The following is a 17,723-nucleotide window of genomic DNA, read 5'->3' as shown; positions in this document are numbered from 1 at the left end:
CGGAAAACGGAAGCCACTTTGCTGCTTACCGTCTGGGCAAAGAGTATCTGGAGGGGAACGCTGTCAACAAGGACACCGCCAGAGCGGCGGATTGGTTCACCAAATCGGCGGAGGCGGGAAACCAGTACGCCCAGTACATGATGGGCAAGCTGCACCTGACGGGACAGGGCCTACCACGGGATCAGGCCCAGGCAATGATGTGGTTCAGCCGTTCCGCGGTCCAGGGAAATCAGTATGCTCAGTTCTTTTTGGAGCAGAGAAACGATCTCCGCCCGCCCTCTGTGATGCTGGCGGTCACTCAGCTGCTCTACCACATGAGCCGGATCTTCGAGGATCGCTCCCTGCCCCAGTCCAGCACCGGCCTGCAGGTGGACAGCAAACTAAGAAGAAAAATCCGGGCAAAGAAAATCGCTATGGGCCACAAGCCGGATGACCATGAGGAGAAGCAGAACCAGGGTGGCATGGTCATAGGCGGGATGTGACCCCCTCCAGAAATTGCGCCGCAAAACAAAGAATAAAATCCCTTCCGCCGGAAGGGTAGAAAGGAATCCGATGAAACGATCCAAGTACAACTCCTTCAACGAGCTGCCCCTGATGCTGACCGTGCAGGATGTGGCCGATGTGCTGGGCATCGGGCTGGTCCACGCCTATGAGGTGGCCCACCGGAAGGATTTCCCCACCATCACCCTGGGCAGCCGGATCATCGTCCCACGTGATAAATTCATGGCGTGGATCGACGAGCAGGCGGCCAAAAAGACGGAAATATTTTAGTGGCTATTTCAAAGATTCTGTGGTATTTGTTTGTGTTGCCATAAGCGCCCGCAGGCGCAATGCATGCGAGCAACCGAGTGAAGCGAGGCGCTTAGCGAGTTGTAAAGGAGGGATGAGCAATGGCAAAGAAACGAGCCAACGGCGAGGGCAGCATCCGTAAAAAGCCCAACGGCCGCTGGGAGGGCCGATACACCCAGGGCATCGACCCCAGCACCGGCCGCGCCATCCAGAAAAGCGTGTCCGCCCGGACGCAGGCCGAATGCAAGGAGAAACTGGCAAAGGCCATCCGTGACAACCGGGGCATCCCGGTCAACCACAACGGGGACTACACCGTGGCGGAGTGGTGCAGGCTGTGGTTTGAAACCTACAGCAAGCCGGTGATCCGACCCAACACCGCCAAGACCTATGAGAACATGATCGAAAACCACATCGTACCGGCTATCGGAGGAGTCAAACTCAAACGGCTCACCGCCATCCAGATCCAGAAGATGTACAACGATTCCAAAACCAGCGGGCGGGTGCAGCGCTTCGAGAAAACGGCCGACACGGCCCTGTCTGGAAGCACGGTGCGGCGCATCCACATGGTGCTCTCCTCGGCGCTGAAGCAGGCGGTCAAGGAGCGGATCATTCCGTATAATCCCTGCGACAACTGCCGCATCCCGCCCAAGGAGAAAAAGGAGATGACCATCCTGCCGCCGGAAAAGCTGGGGGCTTATCTACGGGAAGCGGAACAGTACGGCGTCCTGCCCATGTTCTTCCTGGAACTGTCAAGCGGACTGCGGCGGGGAGAGCTGCTGGCCCTCCGGTGGGACGACCTGAATGTGAAGGACCGCATCCTGTCGGTGAGCAAGCAGGTCACCCGCATCGACGGGGAGCTGGTAGTAACGGAGCCGAAAACCAAAAACTCGGTCCGCAGGGTGGCGCTCTCCCAGCAGGCGGTGGACTTGCTGGTCCGGGAGCATGAACAGCACCCGGACAATCCCATCATGTTCCCGTCGCCCCGCACCGGCGGTTATTGGAGTCCGGACGCGGTATCCAGGATCAACCGGAAGCTGCTGGCAAAGGCCGGCATCGAGGAGCATGTGCGCTTCCATGATCTGCGCCACACCTTCGCCACCATGGCCCTCTCCAGCGGCGTGGATGTGAAAACGCTGTCCAGCATGCTGGGCCACTACAGCGCCGGATTTACTCTGGACACCTATACCCACATTACCAGCGATATGCAGAGAGGTGCGGCGGAGAAGATCGGCGGCTTTATGGAAATGGCCACAGCCAGGCCGGAACCGGAGCCGCCAGAACCAACAGAGGATGGGGAATGTAAAGTGATACCCTTTGAGAGAGTGGGGTGAAAGCAGCGATTCAAAATGGGGCGATACGGTTCCCAGCGTATCGCCCCGTTTTCTTTGTCAGATAATTCAACCAAAATCATGCCGGTTGCCGCAGAGGAATCTGGCTGCATCAGTTATTCATAAAAATACCTTCCTCTGAAAATCTCATGTTTCAGAGGAAGGTATTGATGATTTGTCCTATTTCCAGTGGTTTAATTTTGGCAATTGGGTTTCGAAGTAGGCTCTGACCTGTTCAGGAGGCCAGGTTTCATTGGACATATGATTCTCCAGGAAGCACAGCAATTCCTCAAGACTCGTATAAACAAATTTTCCGTCAGCGTAGCACCACTTGCAGTACTCTTCGTTAAAAGTGCCATCTGTTTCCCGGCTGATATTGGCGTCCTCCAGGGGCATACCGCAGCACTGACAGATCAGCTGTCGGGGCGAGCCCAGCAGGGTGTTGATGGAGACATCAAACAGCCTGGAAAGCAGCTTCAAAGTCTCCGTATTGGGTACCGTTTCGCCTGTCTCCCAGCGGGATACTGCCTGCCGGGTTACATGTACCTTTTCCGCCAACTGCTCCTGTGAGAGCCCATGCTTGGTGCGCAGTTCCAGAAGAATTTCTTTGGGTTCCATATCGATCACCACCTTACCGGAATTGTACCACGATGGGAACAAAAAGCAAAGCAACTGTCTGTTGCTCTGATTCTGCCTCACTTTACTACCAGGCATAACAGATTTTATTAAACAATAGACAAAGATAACCTCCCGCGGAAATCCAGTTCAGCGGGAGGTTACTCGTCTATGGAGTCAGCCAAAATCATGCCGGTTGCCGCAGCCGGAACCCAGATCCTCAAACACGCAGACAATTTCGGGGGTCCGATAAAAGCATTCGCTGTCCTCCAGGGAGTCGTCCTCCAGAATGGTTTTGATTTTTTGCAGCGCCTTGTAGCACTCCAGCTCAGCAATTTTGATGATCTCTGTATCGGCAAGGCCAGAGAATGATATCTGAACCTTCTTGTCTGCCAGAACATGACAGAGAATCTCCTGCAACAATTCCATTCAAACACCTTCTTAGTACTGATAAGTTCTACCAGCAACATTCTAATAGAAAGATGCTTTATCGTCAATAGTATCAATCAGTACTAAGGACGGTGGGCTGCATGTATTTTCAAAGACTGAAAGATCTGCGTGAAGATAAAGATCTGCGGCAGGAGGATGTGGCGGAAATTCTGGGAATCAGCCAGACCGTCTACTCCCGCTATGAGCGTGGGTTCCAGACCATCCCAGTGGTCCATCTGCTGAAGTTGGCGGACTATTATCAGGTATCCACGGATTATATCCTGGGACGGACCAACACCAGCAAACCCTATCCCGCCAAGTAATAGCGTGAAGATGGTGGGCGGAAAATCTGTGAACGGCGCATTTTCCATGCCCTTCTGCGGTTAGGGATTGGTTAGGGATTTGCCGCTTTGGGCCACCTTCTGCCGGTACCGGTTTTGATTCTTCCCGCTGGTCTTTTCGGAAGAGGTGTGCCGGTGGGACGGCCTCCTAAAATTTTCCCCAGAACGCAGAAAAAACCGCCTGTTCAGGCGGTTTTTTCTATTCAAGCTGGTCGAGGTGACAGGATTCGAACCCGCGGCATCTTGGTCCCAAACCAAGCGCGCTACCAACTGCGCTACACCTCGATATGAAATTGTGGGGCGGCCTGGGCGTATTCTCCCAAAGCAAGCGCGCTACCAACTGCGCTACACCCGGATATAAAATGATTATAACTGTGGTCAAACATGTGGTCAAGGCCGTTTTTTGACCAACGACTTTGCCGAAATGGTTCCCGCTTCTGGTAGTGTCCCAGCGGGTTGCGGGGTTGCGGTTTTGTCCTCATGGATGGCCCCCGCGCGCTCCCAAAGCAAGCGCGCTACCAACTGCGCTACACCCGGATATTCAATTTCCTGTCTGATAGAACAATAAAAGCGTATAAAACCCTGCCGTCGCCGGTCAATATCTTGCTCTCTGCATCATAACACGGCAGGGGGCGAGAAATCAAGCATTTCATGGATAAACATGTATGGCCCTGCTTCAGGTCCACAATCAGGCGGCGGTGTCAAAAGGCAAAGAGGAGCAACCGAACTTTGTCAGTATACGATAAAGCGGAGGAGATTGCAAGAGCGCCTTTACAGAAAAGCACGTGATATGGTATGATACTAACGATTTTTAAGCGAGGTGCAGACAATATGAGAATGCGGAAAAAGCCAAATCTGATTCCGAGAATGGAGCGGTGCGCGGCGTGCCAGATCCGTGATCCCGAGGCCAGACGGGGGCACTGGCGGGACCTGATGCCGGAGGCCAGGGAACTGCGGCTGGAGCTGGGCTGCGGCAAGGGGCGTTTCACCGCGGAGACGGCGGCGCAGAACCCGGACATTCTTTTCATCGCGGTGGAGCGTGTGCCGGACGCCATGGTGATTGCCATGGAGCGGGTGACGGCCATGGAGCTCCACAACGTATTCTTTGTAGACGGAGACGCGGCCAAGCTGCCGGAGTATTTTGCCCCCGGCGAGGTGGATCTGATCTACATCAACTTCTGTGATCCCTGGCCCACCAAGCGGCACGCCAAGCGGCGGCTGACCTTTGTGGCCTTCCTGAAGAAGTACCGGGAGGTGCTGAAGGAGGGGGGACAGATCCACTTCAAGACGGACAACCGGGATCTGTTCGAGTGGTCGCTGACCCAGTTCCCCCAGGCGGGCTTTGAACTCTCCGAGGTGACCCGGGACCTGCACGCCAACGGCATCTGTGGCGTAATGACCGACTATGAGGAGAAGTTCCACAACCTGGGCACCCCCATCAACCGCTGTGTGGGCACCATGGGTGAGCTGCCGCCGGAGCCGCCCCGGGAGGAGCCCAAGCCGGAAGAAGAGACCGGAGCGGAATAAACTGCATTGAGCAGGGAAAACGCCTGTGTGGCTCGGCCACACAGGCGTTTTTTGATGCGGATTCAGGGCTCAGAGGAAGCAGACCACCCGGTACATCAGCAGGAAGTGGCAGATGCTGCCCAGAACGATAAAGACGTGGAAGATTTCGTGGCAGCCGAAGCGGGGATTGTCCCGACCGGGCCACTTCAGGGCGTAGGACACGCCGCCGATGGTGTAGAGCACGCCGCCGGCCAGCAGCCAGGACAGGCCGGCCCAGCCCACGGTCAGGTAGAGGGGATAGACAGCCACCACGGCCATCCAGCCCATGGAGATATAGATGGCGGCAGTGAGCTGGCGGGGCATGTTGATCCAGCCCATGGTGAGGACCACGCCGGCCAGAGCCAGGACCCAGATAATGGAGAACAGGGCCCAGCCCCAGGCGCCCACGGTGCGGAGCACGGTCAGGCAGATGGGGGTATAGCTGCCGGCGATGAGCAGGTAGATGGAGGCGTGGTCGAACTTGCGCAGGGCGATGCGGCCGCGCACGCCGGTGTGCAGGCAGTGGTACAGGGTGCTGGCGGTGTAAAGTCCGATCATGGAGGCACCGTAGATGGCAAAGGAGACGATGTGCCAGCCGTCCAGGCCCATCAGGGCGGAGCGGACCAGCAGCAGCACGGTTCCCAGCACAGCCAGCACGGCGCCCACGCCGTGGGTGATGGCGGACCAGGGACGCAGGCCGTCATAGGGGTTGCGGCCCTTCTCCTGGGGACGGCGGCTGACCCGGGCGGGAGCCACCCGGGGAGCGGAAAATTCGGGATACATCATAAGTTCGTCCATAAGAAACCTCCATGCGCTGTTGCGCGATTGAAAAAGTGAGGTGTTCTCCGCCGCGCACTGCGGGCGGGGGAAGGTATACACAAATCGGAGAGAAGCGGAGGTCCCGCTTTTCTTTGGTATAGTATAACACGGTTACTCTGTGATATCAATAGAAAAATCACGTAATCTAATATTTAAAATTATATTAAAAAATATGGGTAAAAAAGGAAGAATAATTGGAAAGAACGCCGGAGGCGGCCGGGGCGTTTGTACAATTCGCGCAAATACAACTTCCAATTTCAACGGAATTATGGCATAATGAGAGCATAACACTGGGAGGGAAGACCATGAAAAAGCGTGCAAGACAAATTTTTGTGCTGTTGGTCACATTGGTATTGTCTGTGGGGTGCCTGATAACGCCTGCGTGGGCCCAGGAGGACGAGGGCAAGACCGCCACCATCCTGTTCACCCACGATATGCACTCCCATCTGCTTCCGGCGGAAAAGGAGGGCGGCGGGGAGTACGGCGGCTTTGCCCGGCTGATGACCGCCCTGGAGGACGAGCGGGCCCAGGCGGAGGCGTCGGGGTACGCCTGCATCACGGTGGACGGGGGCGACTTCTCCATGGGCACCCTGTTCCAGACCATCTATACCACCCAGGCCAGCGAACTGCGCAGTCTGGGGGCCCTGGGGTACGACGCGGCCACCTTCGGAAACCACGAGTACGAGTACCGGGCGGACGGTCTGGCCAAGATGCTGGAGGCGGCTGTCCGGAGCGGCGACCCGCTGCCCGCCCTGGTCCAGGCCAACTACGTCACCCCCAAGGACCCGGAGGGGGACAAGGCAGTGGTGGAGGCCATGGCGGACTATGGCGTCACCGACTATGTGATGATCGAGCGGGACGGGGTGCGCTTCGCGGTGTTCGGCGTCCTGGGCGAGGACGCGGACGCCTGCGCGCCCATGTCGGGCATGGAGTTTGAGCCCATTGTCCAGGCGGCCCAGCGGGTGGTGGACGAGATCAAGGCCAACGAGGAGTACGATTTTCTCATCTGCCTGTCCCACAGCGGCACCAACCCGGACCCCAAGAAGTCGGAGGACGAGCTGCTGGCCAAGAACGTGGACGGCATCGACTTCATCGTCTCCGGCCACACCCACTCCACCATGGTGGAGCCCACGATTGTGAACAACACCGTCATCGGCTGCACGGGGGAGTACTGCACCAACCTGGGCAAGGTGACCATCAAAAAGGACGCGGAGGGCAACAACGCGGTCCTGGACTACGAGCTGATCCCCATCGACGAGAACGTGCCGGAGAATGCGCAGATCGCCGCCCAGGTGTCCGGGTACAAGGACCTGGTGGAGACGGAGTATCTGTCCCAGTTCGGCATGACCTTTGACCAGGTGCTGGCCTACAGCCCCTTCGACTTCACCCCTGTCTCCCAGTTCGCCCGGGAGCAGGAGGAGGACAGCCTGGGCAACCTGATCACCGACGCCTATATCTACGCCGTGCGCCAGACCGAGGCGGGCACCAACGCGGCGCCCATCACGGCGGCCTTTGTCAACTCGGGAGTCATCCGGGCCAGCTTCTCCCAGGGGGACATCACGGTCTCCGACGCCTTCAACGTCAGCTCCATCGGCTCGGGCGCGGACGGCTCGCCGGGCTACCCGCTGATCGACGTGTGGCTCACCGGCAAGGAGCTGAAGACCGTGCTGGAGCTGGACCCGTCGGTGGGACCCATCTTCTCGGGCGCCCAGCTGTACAGCTCCGGTGTGCGCTACACCTTTAATATGCACCGGATGCTCTTCAACCGGGTGACTGACCCGGCCCTCCTCCACTCTGACGGCACCACCGAGGCCATTGACGACAACAAGCTCTACCGGGTGGTGACCAACCTCTACTCCAGCCAGATGCTGGGCACCGTGACCGACATGTCCTACGGCATCCTGAAGATCACACCCAAGGACGAGTGGGGCAACCCCATCACCGACTATGAGGCCCACATCATCCACCTGGAGGACGGCTCCGAGCTGAAGGAGTGGTACGCGGTGGCCACCTACCTGGCCTCCTTCACCCCCACGGACGGCGTGCCCCAGGTGCCCCAGCGGTACGCGGGGCCTGAGGGCCGCAAGGTGCGGGACGAGAGCGTCAACCCCGTCGCCCTGCTCCGCCAGCCCAACTGGATCACCCTGGTGGTGCTGGGCGTGGCGCTGGTGCTGGTGGCCCTGGTGGTGTTCATCATCTGCCGGGTGGCCACCCGGAAGCGCCGCCGCTCCCGTCGCTCCGGAGTCCGGAGAGGCTACCGGGGTTACAGGGGATAACAGAACCCATCCGCAAAAGGGAACCGGAACGGTTCCCTTTTGTGCTGTCTGGGCGGTTCAGTCCTTGGGCTTGGGCCGGAAGATGAGGGCGGAGAGCCAGCTGAAGAAGATGGCGGCGGTGATGCCGCCCGCCGCGGCGGTGACGCCGCCTGTGAGCACCCCCAGCACTCCCTGTTCCTCCACCGCCTTGGCCACGCCTTTGGCCAGCAGATAGCCGAAGCCGGTGAGGGGGACGGTGGCCCCCGCGCCGCCGAACTCCACCACGTATTTGTACAGCCCCAGGCCGCCCAGCACCACGCCGGAGACCACATAGGCCACCAGGATGCGGGCGGGGGTCAGCTTGGTCTTGTCGATGAGCAGCTGGCCGATGAGGCAGAGCAGGCCGCCGCACAGAAAGGCCCGGCCGTATTCCCACAGCATTTCCATTGTGATTCCTCCTTTATACAGTCTCGCAGCCCGGGGCCGCCAGCGCCACCGCGTGGCAGATGGCGGGGATGGACTCCCCCTGCTGGGTGGAGGTGGGGGAGAGGAGGGCCCCGGTGCCGCAGAAGAGGAGCCGCTTCCACCGGCCCCGCTTCAGACCGTCCATCAGATACCCGTTGAGCACCACGGCGGAGCAGCCGCATCCGGAGCCGCCGCAGTGGACATCCTGACCCTCCAGGTCGTAGATCATGGTGCCGCAGTCGGCCAGGTTGGACAGCTCCACCCCGTCCCGGCGGAACAGGTCCTCCACGATGTCCCGGCCCAGCTTGCCCAGGTCGCCGGTGAGGATCAGGTCGTAGCAGGAGGGTTTACGCCCGGTGTCCTGAAGGTGGGCCTTGATGGTCTCGTAGGCGGCGGGGGCCATAGCCGCGCCCATATTGTTGGCGTCCTTGATGCCCTTGTCCGCGATCTTGCCCGTGGTCACGTGGGTCACCCTGGGCCCGTTCCCCTGGGCGGCCAGAATGGTGCAGCCCGAGCCGGTCACCGTCCACTGGGCGGTGGGGGTGCGCTGGCCGCCGTACTCCAGAGGCGTGCGGTACTGCCGCTCCGCCGAGCAGAAGTGGGAGGAGGTCAGGGCCGCCGCATGGCGGGCAAACCCGCCGTCGATCATCAGCGCCGCCAGGGACAGGCTCTCCGCCATGGTGGAACAGGCGCCGTACAGCCCGTAGAAGGGGATGTCCTGTCCACGCAGGGCAAATCCGGTGCCGATGCACTGGTTCAGCAGGTCCCCGGCGAAGATATAGTCCAGGGCCGGGGCGGCCAGCTCCGCCTTGTTCAGCGCCATGGACAGAGCCAGCCGCTGCATGGCGCTCTCCGCCTTCTCCCAGCTCTTCTCGCCAAAACTGTCGTCCTGCTCGATGTGGTCGAAGAAGGACGAGAGCGGGCCGTCGCCCTCTTTTTTGCCCACCACGCTGGCATAGCCCGCCACAGCGGGCGGGCAGGCCAGCGCCACCGTCTGGGAACCCAGACGCTTTGTCTCCATACGCGCCACCTCACATGTTCGGATATGGGCCTAGTTTGAACAAAAAGAGAAGAAAATATAAGGGTACATTTTGTCGGCGGATGTGCTGGTCAAACGGCGGTATTTGCGGTATAATGCTATTATCTGTTCGCAGAGACGGCATTGCTGTCTCCGGCGGCGAAATGAGGGATTTTTTTCATGGAACAAGAGAGCAAACGGACGCTGGCCTACATCTGCCCCTCCTGCCGGCAGAGCGTGATCGTGGAGCGCAGCGTCTTTCAGCTGGCCGCCTCGGCCAATGAGCTGCCCTGTCCCTGCGGCAAGTCCGCCCTCCGGGTGGAGATGATGGGGGACCGGGTGAAGCTGACCGTGCCCTGCCTGTTCTGTCAGACCGAGCACACCGTCACCTGTTCCGCCAGGGCCTTTCTCCACGAGAAGGCGCTGGCCTTCTCCTGCGCTGCGTCCGGCCTGGACTGCTGCTACGTGGGAGAGGAGGGGCCGGTGTTTGCCGCCGTGCGCCGCCTGGAGGAGGCGGTGGACAAGGTGGAGCGCGACGCGGGGGAGAAGGGGACCTTCCTGGACGAGCTGGTGATGCACGAGGTGCTCTCCGAGCTCAAGGACATCGCCGCCCGGGGCGGCATCTCCTGCGCCTGCGGCTCCAAGCGGTGGAAGATGCAGGTGAACTACAGCTCCATCGACCTGTTCTGCGCCGACTGCGGCGCGGCCATGCGCATCCCCGCCGCCACCGCCTCGGACATCGACGACATCTGCTGCAAGAACACCATTGTGATCCACGGCGCCCACAGCGGGCGCTGAGGACGGGCCCTGTCCCCCCAGGACAGGGCGGACTGCCGGAGAGGACTCCGGCAGCCTGGGCATACCGGGAAAGGAAGAACGATCTTGAGCGTTTACTATGAAAATACCTACCCTGTGGACTCCCGGGACGTAGACCCCTTTGACCAGTGCCGGCCTTCGGCCCTGCTGGGCATCCTCCAGGAGGCGGCCACCTCGGCGGCGGTGGAGCTCCACGTGTCCCGGGACGAGATGATCGACCGGTACAACGTGTTCTGGATGCTCTCCCGCATCTGGTACCGGCTCTCCCGGCCCCTCCACTGGAGCGAGCCGGTGACGGTGCGCACCTGGCACCGGGGCGCCCACGGCGCCGCCATGTACCGGGACTTTGACCTCTTTGTGAAGGGGGAGCCGGTGGGGGAGGCGGTGTCCTCCTGGGTGCTGGCCGACCTGGACACCCACAAGCTGTTCCGGCTGAGCAACGTGGAGGAGTTCGCGGGCACCGACGGCGGCGCGCTGTGCAAGGACAGGCGGCTGACCAGCCTGCGGATGCCCGGGGACCTGACCCTGGCCGAGCACCGCACACTCCACTACAGCGACGCCGACATCAACGGCCATGTCAACAACGTGCGCTACGCCGACTTCGCCTGCGACGCCCTCCATCTGGAGCGGATGGCCAGCGGGCAGTATGTGTCTGAGCTCCAGCTGTGCTACCTGGCCGAGTGCCGCCCCGGCGAGGCCATCGACCTGTTCACCGGCCAGGCGGAAGAGAGAAAGTTGGTCCAGGGTATGGGCGAAGAGGGCAAAATCCGCTTCGATGCAGCCCTCACTTTGGCCAACCTGCAAGAATGAACGGACCGCCTCTTGACAAGACGGTTCGTACGCCGTAAAATAGGAAAAATTTATTCGGATGGGACAAGTGTCCATTTGCAGTTCCAGACTTCATGCGCATGGAGTTTTATCCCGTATACCGAGTGAAAATTCACTGGAAAAGATAAAGGAGATGCGATATGGTCAATACCGATGAGCGACAGAAGTTTACCAAGCAGGGCCTGACCTTCGACGACGTGCTGCTGGTCCCCGCGGCCAGCGACGTGCTCCCCGCCGACATCGACCTGCACACCCAGCTTACCAAGAAGATTCAGCTGAATATCCCTCTCATGAGCGCCGCCATGGATACCGTCACCGAGTACCGCATGGCCATCGCCATTGCCCGTGAGGGCGGCATCGGCATTATCCACAAGAATATGTCCATCGGCGCTCAGGCCGAGCAGGTGGACATGGTCAAGCGCAGCGAGAACGGCGTTATCACCAACCCCTTCTGGCTGGCCCCCGGCCACACCCTGGCCGAGGCGGATGAGCTGATGGCCAAGTACCGCATCTCCGGCGTGCCCATCTGCGACAACGGAAAGCTCATCGGCATCATCACCAACCGGGACATGAAGTTCGAGGTGGACATGTCCCAGCTCATCGACAACGTGATGACCAAGGAAAACCTGGTCACCGCCAAGGAGGGCATCACCCTGGAGGAGGCCAAGGAGATCCTCCGCAAGCACAAGATCGAGAAGCTCCCCCTGGTGGACGACGAGTTCCGCCTCAAGGGCCTCATCACCATCAAGGACATCGAGAAGGCCACGGTGTACCCCAACTCCGCCCGTGACGCCAAGGGCCGCCTGCTGGTGGGCGCCGCCATCGGCGTGACCAACGACGTGCTGGACCGTGTGGCCGCCCTGGTGGAGGCCGGCGCCGACGTGCTGTGCCTGGACTCCGCCCACGGCCACAGCCACAATATCCTGGAGTGCGTCAAGCGCATCAAGGCCCTGTACCCCGACGTGCAGCTCATCGCCGGCAACGTGGCCACCGCCGAGGGCACCAAGGCCCTCATCGAGGCCGGCGCCGACTGCGTGAAGGTGGGCATCGGCCCCGGCTCCATCTGCACCACCCGCGTGGTGGCCGGTATCGGCGTGCCCCAGATCACCGCCGTGTACGACGCCGCCTGCGTGGCTGACAAGTACGGCATTCCCATCATCGCCGACGGCGGCGTGAAGTACTCCGGCGACATCGCCAAGGCCATTGCCGCCGGCGCCAACGTGGTCATGCTGGGCTCCCTGCTGGCCGGCTGCGAGGAGTCCCCCGGGGACACCGAGGTCTACCAGGGCCGCCAGTTCAAGGTCTACCGCGGCATGGGCTCCCTGGGCGCCATGGCCAAGGGCTCCAGGGACCGTTACTTCCAGCAGAACAACAAGAAGCTGGTCCCCGAAGGTGTGGAAGGCCGCGTGCCCTACAAGGGATCTACCTCCGACACCATCTATCAGATGATGGGCGGCCTGCGGGCCGGTATGGGCTACTGCGGCTGCGGCACCGTGTCTGAGCTGCAGAAGAAGGCCCAGTTCATCCAGATCACCGCCGCCGGTCTCCGCGAGAGCCACCCCCACGACGTGTATATCACCAAAGAGGCGCCCAACTACACCATCAACGCCCAGCACTAAGCTGTTTAAAAGTGCCCGTACCGGACAGGTACGGGCACTTTTGCGCACTTTTTGAGGGGGCGACAGGAGACGCCAAAGAAAACTCTTGCAATTTGGAAACAGATAGGTTACAATATGGTAACAAAAAGTTTCCGAACGGAAACGGGTTTGAGGAGTGGACACATGAAGAAGCGTTTTTCCTGCGCCTTACTCGGACTTGCACTGACGATCAGCCTCAGCGGTCATGCGCTGGCGGCAGAGAATACCACCGCCCCCGTGGTGGTGAACGGCGTGGAGCAGACCAATTTCCACGCCACCCTGTACGGTGATACCACCTACACCTCCTTCTACGGCGTCACCCTGGCCCTCCGGCCCGACGCGGTCATTACCTGGGAGAACAACCAGCTGGTGGCCCGGGCGGACGACTTCACCATGTATGCCCGCATCGGCACCAACTTCCTGGTCATCAACGACCGGTACCTGTACATCCCCGACGGCGTGAAGGTGGACGACACCGGCGACACCCTGGTGCCCACCCGGGTGCTGGCCACCGCCCTGGGCGCGGCCATCGGCTGGGACGGCTCCGTGACCTACACCTCCGCCGGTACCCCTCTGGCCTCGGGCAGCACCTACTACGACGCCGAGACCGTGGACCTGCTGGCCCGGGTCATCACCCACGAGAGCGGCAACCAGCCCCTGGAGGGCAAGATCGCCGTGGGCAACGTGATCCTCAACCGGGTGGCCAGCCCCTCCTTCCCCAACACGGTGAAGGAAGTGCTCAGCCAGCCCAACCAGTTCCCCGGCGCCACCAACTGCGAGCCCAACAGCGAGTCCATCCTGGCCGCCAAGCTCTGCCTGGAGGGCGCCATGGAGGCTCCCGGCGCCTACTGGTTCAACGGCGCGGGCATCTCCTGCTGGGCCTCTCTCAACAAGAGCCACATCGTCACCATCGGCGGACATTCCTTCTACGGTTGATATCACAGCGGCCTCCCAACAGGAGGCCGCTGTTTTTTCGTCCTTGACTTTCAGGCGGGAACATGGTACTTCTTTGACTGAACGATGAAACTGTGCCCGGCGGACGCGCCGGAGAAGGAGAACAGACATGAACCTGATGATCGCCTCGGATATCCACGGCTCCGCCCGGTACTGCCGGGACCTGCTGGCCGCCTTTGACCGGGAGGGCGCGGACCGCCTGCTGCTGCTGGGGGATTTGCTCTACCACGGCCCCCGGAACGACCTGCCCGACCAGTACGCCCCCAAGGAGGTCATCGCCCTGCTGAACGAGCGCAAGAGCCGTCTGCTGTGCGTCCGGGGCAACTGCGAGGCAGAGGTGGACCAGATGGTGCTGGAATTCCCCGTCCTGGCCGACTACGCCATATTGTGGGCGGGTGAGCGGATGATCTTCGCCACCCACGGCCATCACCACAACAAAAGCGCCATGCCGCCCCTTCAGTCCGGGGATATCCTGCTCCACGGCCACACCCACATCCCTGCCTGGGAGAGGGTGGGGGAGAACCTGTACCTGAATCCCGGCTCGGTGTCCATCCCCAAGGAGGGGAGCGAGAGAGGGTACATGACCTTCGACGGGACCACCTTCCAGTGGAAGAACCTGTCCGGCCAGGTCTACCACACCCTCAGCCTGTAAACTCCACAGCGGGCATATGTTCCCGGCAGAGCGTTGAAAAAACACTCTGCCGGGAATTTTTGTGCTGTCTGTAACAATCCGTGGAGATGCCGCGTGTAATAGGCAGAACGGAAGAAGGAGGCGATGAGCATGGAGCGGGAAGAGGCGGCGCGGCTGGTGGAGGCCCACAGCCAGGCGGTGTACCGGCTGGCCTACGCCCGCACCGGCAGCCGGGAGGACGCCGAGGACATCACCCAGGAGACCTTTCTCCGGCTGGTGCGGGCGGCGCCTGTGTTCCGGGACGAGGCCCACTGCCGGGCCTGGCTGCTCCACGTGGCTATGAACTGCACCCGGAGCCTGTTCCGCAGGCCGTGGCGCAGGCGGGACCTGCCCCTGGAGGAGGCGGCCAACGCCGCCGCGCCGGATGGGGAGCGGGGGGACGTGCTGGAGGCGGTGCTGGCCCTGCCGGAGCAGTACCGGGCGCCGGTGCATCTCTTCTACTACGAGGACCTGCCGGTGGAGGAGATCGCAAAAATTCTGGGGCTGCGGGAAGGCGCGGTCCGCACCCGGCTGAGCCGGGCAAGAGGGATGCTGCGGGACATGCTGAAGGAGGATGAGGAGCATGCTTGAACGGGAATACCACAGGGAGATGGACGCCGTGGCCCTGACGGCGGAGCAGAAGGAGAAGCTGGTGGACATGATGACCGGAACGGCAAGAGCGCCCCGAGCAGGCCGGGCGGGACGGACCGCCCTGGCAGCCGCGGCGGTGTGCGCCGTGCTGGCCGCGTCGGCCCTGGCCTATGTCACCGGCGCATTGGACTTCCTGAAGGGCAGGGAGGAGTACCAGTTCCTGGGCCAGGCGGCCTTCTATGAGGAATACGCTCAGCGGGTGGACCTGCCCGACACAGCGGACAGCGAGGACACCCTGACCATCGAGTACACGGCCATGGACGAGAATTTCTGCACCGTGTTCTACACCCTCCGGACGGCGGAGCCTATGGAGGCCTGGTCCCAGCGGGAGCATCTGCCCATCTCGCCGGATGCGCCCGACCTCTGGCAGGCCATGGGCCTGGAGCCCGCCTTCACCCTGGAGGCGGACGGGGAGGCACTGACCGGCGGGCAGGACGGCCAGCAGTATCTGCTGGACGCCAACACCCTGGTGGGCATGGCCCGGCTGCCCCTGAACCGGGCCGGGGCCCTGTCGGACGGGGAGACCGTCACCCTGAGGGCGGAGGCCCCCCTGGGGGACTGGGACGGCGTATCCGACCGGGGGGAGGCCGGGCAGTGGAGCTTTACCCTGACGGCTGAGCCTATGGAGGGGCATACTGACATGCTCGCCGCCCCGGCGGCGCTGGGGGAGCGGCAGGTGGAGGCCCTGAGCGTCACCGTCTCCCCCCTGGGCACGGTGCTGCGGGCCCGGGTGACGGTGCCCGAGGAATACCGGGCGGAGCCGGACCTGTGGGGCGGCCTGGGCTGGTTTGTGGTCCGGGATGAGGACGGCAGGTACTACCCCTACGACGTGCTGACCTCGGAGGCAACGGAGGACGGCGCCGCCTGGGAGGAGTCCTATATCCTCTACGGCCTGGAGGACCCGGAGACCCTGGAGCTGCTGCCGGCGGAGCTGGAAGGCGGATTTGTCACCGTGGGCCTGGAGGACCTGCCCTGGCAGGGGGAGGGCGGTTACACCTTCGCGTCCTTCACGGTGGAGGAGGGACAGATGGCCCTCCGGCTGGAGCCGGACGGCGCAGTGGGCAACACCGGTTACTGCGGCAGTATCGCCTACTTCCTGGACGGTGCGGGGGAGAAGCTGTTTTACGGCGACGGGGCCCCCGACGTCTACCAGAACAGCTACACCGACTGGCGGGACGGCAGCGTCACCATCACCTGGTCCCTGGACGAGGCCGCACAGGCCCAGACGGAGGGGCTGGCCGGGTTGGAGCTGTACGAGGAACACTATGTGCCGCAAGAGGGGACAGGCGTCCTGCTCCCACTGACAAAGTGAAGAAAAAACAGCGAGGGGCGCCCGCCGGATCTCCGGCGGGCGCCCCTCTTTCCTGCGGAACCCCTTGAAATCCGGTCACTTTTCCAGTATAATATGACAGATTGAACCAAGACCGCCGCGGTCTGCTATGATATCACAGGAAAGCGTGAGAGATTTGAAGTACGATTTTGCCAGCATCGAGCCCAAGTGGCAGAAGAAATGGGCGGAGGAGAAGACCTTCCACTGTGAGAACCACAGCGACAAGCCCAAGTTCTATGCCCTGGTCGAGTTCCCCTATCCCTCCGGTCAGGGCCTCCACGTGGGCCACACCCGGCCCTACACCGCCATGGACGTGGTGGCCCGCAAGCGCCGCATGGACGGGTACAACGTGCTCTTCCCCATGGGCTACGACGCCTTCGGCCTGCCCACCGAGAACTACGCCATCAAGAACCACATCCACCCGGCCAAGGTGACCCACGACAACATTGAGAACTTCTCCAAGCAGCTGCACATGCTGGGCTACTCCTTCGACTGGGACCGGGTGATCAACACCACCGACCCCAGCTACTACAAGTGGACCCAGTGGATCTTCCTCCAGCTGTACAAGCACGGCCTGGCCTACAAGACCACCATGCCCGTCAACTGGTGCACCTCCTGCAAGTGCGTGCTGGCCAACGAGGAGGTTGTAGAGGGCGTGTGCGAGCGCTGCGGCTCCCCCGTCATCCGCAAGGAGAAGAGCCAGTGGATGCTCAAGATCACCGAGTACGCTCAGCGCCTCATCGACGACCTGGACGACCTGGACTTCATTGAGCGGGTGAAGATCCAGCAGAAGAACTGGATCGGCCGCTCCACCGGCGCCGAGGTCACCTTCAAGGCCACCACCGGCGACGACATCGTGGTGTACACCACCCGGCCGGACACCCTGTTCGGCGCCACCTATATGGTCCTCTCTCCCGAGCACGAGCTCATCAAGAAGTGGATGCCCCTGCTGAAAAACGCGGACGACGTCCAGGCCTATCAGCGGGAGGCCGCCTCCAAGTCCGACCTGGAGCGCACCGAGCTGAACAAGGAGAAGACCGGCGTGTGCCTGGACGGCGTGAAGGGCGTCAACCCGGTCAACGGCAAGGAGATCCCCATCTTCATCTCCGACTACGTGCTCTCCACCTACGGCACCGGCGCCATCATGGCCGTGCCTGCCCACGACGACCGCGACTGGGAGTTTGCCAAGAAGTTCGGCTGTGAGATCATCGAGGTGGTCTCCGGCGGCGAGGA

General features: G+C 61.6%; 19 protein-coding genes and 1 tRNA gene. 14 read left to right on the top strand and 6 right to left on the bottom strand.

Annotated elements, in window-relative coordinates; genetic code table 11:
* From Q0K23_RS11490 to Q0K23_RS11480, 3 genes are all read left to right on the top strand, one after another.
* Positions 1 to 482: tetratricopeptide repeat protein (locus tag Q0K23_RS11490; RefSeq protein WP_294522311.1), on the top strand; the 482-nt coding region annotated here is incomplete at its 5' end.
* Positions 483 to 552: 70 nt separating this feature from the next.
* The gene (locus Q0K23_RS11485) at positions 553 to 771 is read left to right on the top strand and encodes a helix-turn-helix domain-containing protein (protein WP_294522308.1); all 219 of its coding nucleotides are present in this window, start codon (positions 553 to 555) and stop codon (positions 769 to 771) included.
* Positions 772 to 890: 119 nt separating this feature from the next.
* Entirely contained in the window at positions 891 to 2,120 is a 1,230-nt protein-coding gene (locus tag Q0K23_RS11480) for a site-specific integrase (protein WP_294522305.1), read from the top strand.
* A gap of 177 nt (positions 2,121 to 2,297) precedes the next feature.
* On the opposite strand, the gene Q0K23_RS11475 is transcribed toward Q0K23_RS11480, so the two are convergent.
* Together Q0K23_RS11475 and Q0K23_RS11470 are read right to left on the bottom strand one after the other, a co-directional pair.
* Positions 2,298 to 2,735: a zinc ribbon domain-containing protein gene (locus tag Q0K23_RS11475; protein WP_294522302.1), complete on the bottom strand. Its 438-nt coding sequence runs from the start codon at positions 2,733 to 2,735 to the stop codon at positions 2,298 to 2,300.
* A gap of 174 nt (positions 2,736 to 2,909) precedes the next feature.
* Complete coding sequence (locus Q0K23_RS11470; protein ID WP_294522299.1) at positions 2,910 to 3,161, bottom strand: hypothetical protein; 252 nt, start codon at positions 3,159 to 3,161, stop codon at positions 2,910 to 2,912.
* Between the two features lie 101 nt (positions 3,162 to 3,262).
* Between Q0K23_RS11470 and Q0K23_RS11465 the strand changes: the two genes are divergently transcribed.
* Positions 3,263 to 3,484 carry a helix-turn-helix domain-containing protein gene (locus Q0K23_RS11465; protein ID WP_294522296.1) on the top strand — a complete coding sequence of 74 codons (222 nt, stop codon included), beginning with the start codon at positions 3,263 to 3,265 and terminating at the stop codon, positions 3,482 to 3,484.
* A gap of 227 nt (positions 3,485 to 3,711) precedes the next feature.
* Here Q0K23_RS11465 and Q0K23_RS11460 read toward each other — a convergent pair.
* Positions 3,712 to 3,787, bottom strand: a tRNA-Pro gene (locus tag Q0K23_RS11460).
* Between the two features lie 546 nt (positions 3,788 to 4,333).
* On the opposite strand from Q0K23_RS11460, the gene trmB reads away from it, so the two are divergent.
* A complete protein-coding gene (trmB, locus tag Q0K23_RS11455) occupies positions 4,334 to 5,029 on the top strand; it encodes a tRNA (guanosine(46)-N7)-methyltransferase TrmB (protein WP_294522293.1) in 696 nt (231 codons plus the stop codon).
* Between the two features lie 69 nt (positions 5,030 to 5,098).
* Here the strand turns inward: trmB and Q0K23_RS11450 are convergent, their stop codons facing one another.
* Positions 5,099 to 5,845 carry a hemolysin III family protein gene (locus Q0K23_RS11450; protein ID WP_294522290.1) on the bottom strand — a complete coding sequence of 249 codons (747 nt, stop codon included), beginning with the start codon at positions 5,843 to 5,845 and terminating at the stop codon, positions 5,099 to 5,101.
* A gap of 326 nt (positions 5,846 to 6,171) precedes the next feature.
* Here Q0K23_RS11450 and Q0K23_RS11445 point away from each other — a divergent pair, with 326 nt between their 5' ends.
* Entirely contained in the window at positions 6,172 to 8,142 is a 1,971-nt protein-coding gene (locus tag Q0K23_RS11445) for a bifunctional UDP-sugar hydrolase/5'-nucleotidase (protein WP_294522287.1), read from the top strand.
* 57 nt (positions 8,143 to 8,199) lie between these two features.
* Here Q0K23_RS11445 and spoVAE read toward each other — a convergent pair whose 3' ends face one another.
* Positions 8,200 to 8,568: a stage V sporulation protein AE gene (gene spoVAE, locus Q0K23_RS11440; protein WP_294522284.1), complete on the bottom strand. Its 369-nt coding sequence runs from the start codon at positions 8,566 to 8,568 to the stop codon at positions 8,200 to 8,202.
* A gap of 13 nt (positions 8,569 to 8,581) precedes the next feature.
* The gene (spoVAD, locus tag Q0K23_RS11435; protein WP_294522281.1) at positions 8,582 to 9,607 is read right to left on the bottom strand and encodes a stage V sporulation protein AD; all 1,026 of its coding nucleotides are present in this window, start codon (positions 9,605 to 9,607) and stop codon (positions 8,582 to 8,584) included.
* A gap of 177 nt (positions 9,608 to 9,784) precedes the next feature.
* On the opposite strand from spoVAD, the gene Q0K23_RS11430 reads away from it, so the two are divergent.
* The 8 genes from Q0K23_RS11430 to Q0K23_RS11395 all read left to right on the top strand — a co-directional run.
* Positions 9,785 to 10,402 (top strand): hypothetical protein, encoded by a 618-nt coding sequence (locus Q0K23_RS11430; protein ID WP_294522278.1) that lies wholly within the window; start codon positions 9,785 to 9,787, stop codon positions 10,400 to 10,402.
* 84 nt (positions 10,403 to 10,486) lie between these two features.
* A complete protein-coding gene (locus tag Q0K23_RS11425; RefSeq protein WP_294522276.1) occupies positions 10,487 to 11,230 on the top strand; it encodes an acyl-[acyl-carrier-protein] thioesterase in 744 nt (247 codons plus the stop codon).
* Positions 11,231 to 11,388: 158 nt separating this feature from the next.
* Positions 11,389 to 12,867, top strand: a complete 1,479-nt coding sequence (gene guaB, locus Q0K23_RS11420; RefSeq protein WP_294522273.1) for an IMP dehydrogenase — start codon at positions 11,389 to 11,391, stop codon at positions 12,865 to 12,867.
* 162 nt (positions 12,868 to 13,029) lie between these two features.
* Entirely contained in the window at positions 13,030 to 13,821 is a 792-nt protein-coding gene (locus Q0K23_RS11415; protein WP_294522271.1) for a cell wall hydrolase, read from the top strand.
* 127 nt (positions 13,822 to 13,948) lie between these two features.
* Positions 13,949 to 14,491: a phosphodiesterase gene (gene yfcE / locus Q0K23_RS11410; RefSeq protein WP_294522268.1), complete on the top strand. Its 543-nt coding sequence runs from the start codon at positions 13,949 to 13,951 to the stop codon at positions 14,489 to 14,491.
* Between the two features lie 129 nt (positions 14,492 to 14,620).
* Positions 14,621 to 15,100 carry an RNA polymerase sigma factor gene (locus tag Q0K23_RS11405; protein WP_294522265.1) on the top strand — a complete coding sequence of 160 codons (480 nt, stop codon included), beginning with the start codon at positions 14,621 to 14,623 and terminating at the stop codon, positions 15,098 to 15,100.
* Positions 15,093 to 16,472 carry a hypothetical protein gene (locus Q0K23_RS11400; protein WP_294522261.1) on the top strand — a complete coding sequence of 460 codons (1,380 nt, stop codon included), beginning with the start codon at positions 15,093 to 15,095 and terminating at the stop codon, positions 16,470 to 16,472. The genes Q0K23_RS11405 and Q0K23_RS11400 overlap by 8 nt, the downstream gene beginning before the upstream one ends.
* A 154-nt stretch (positions 16,473 to 16,626) precedes the next feature.
* The coding region (locus tag Q0K23_RS11395; protein WP_294522258.1) for a class I tRNA ligase family protein at positions 16,627 to 17,723 on the top strand (1,097 nt) is incomplete at its 3' end.

This window comes from uncultured Pseudoflavonifractor sp., from assembly GCF_944387275.1.
In the GTDB taxonomy this organism is placed as follows: Bacteria; Bacillota; Clostridia; order Oscillospirales; family Oscillospiraceae; genus Pseudoflavonifractor; species Pseudoflavonifractor intestinihominis.
This window is presented reverse-complemented; position numbering and strand designations above follow the sequence as displayed.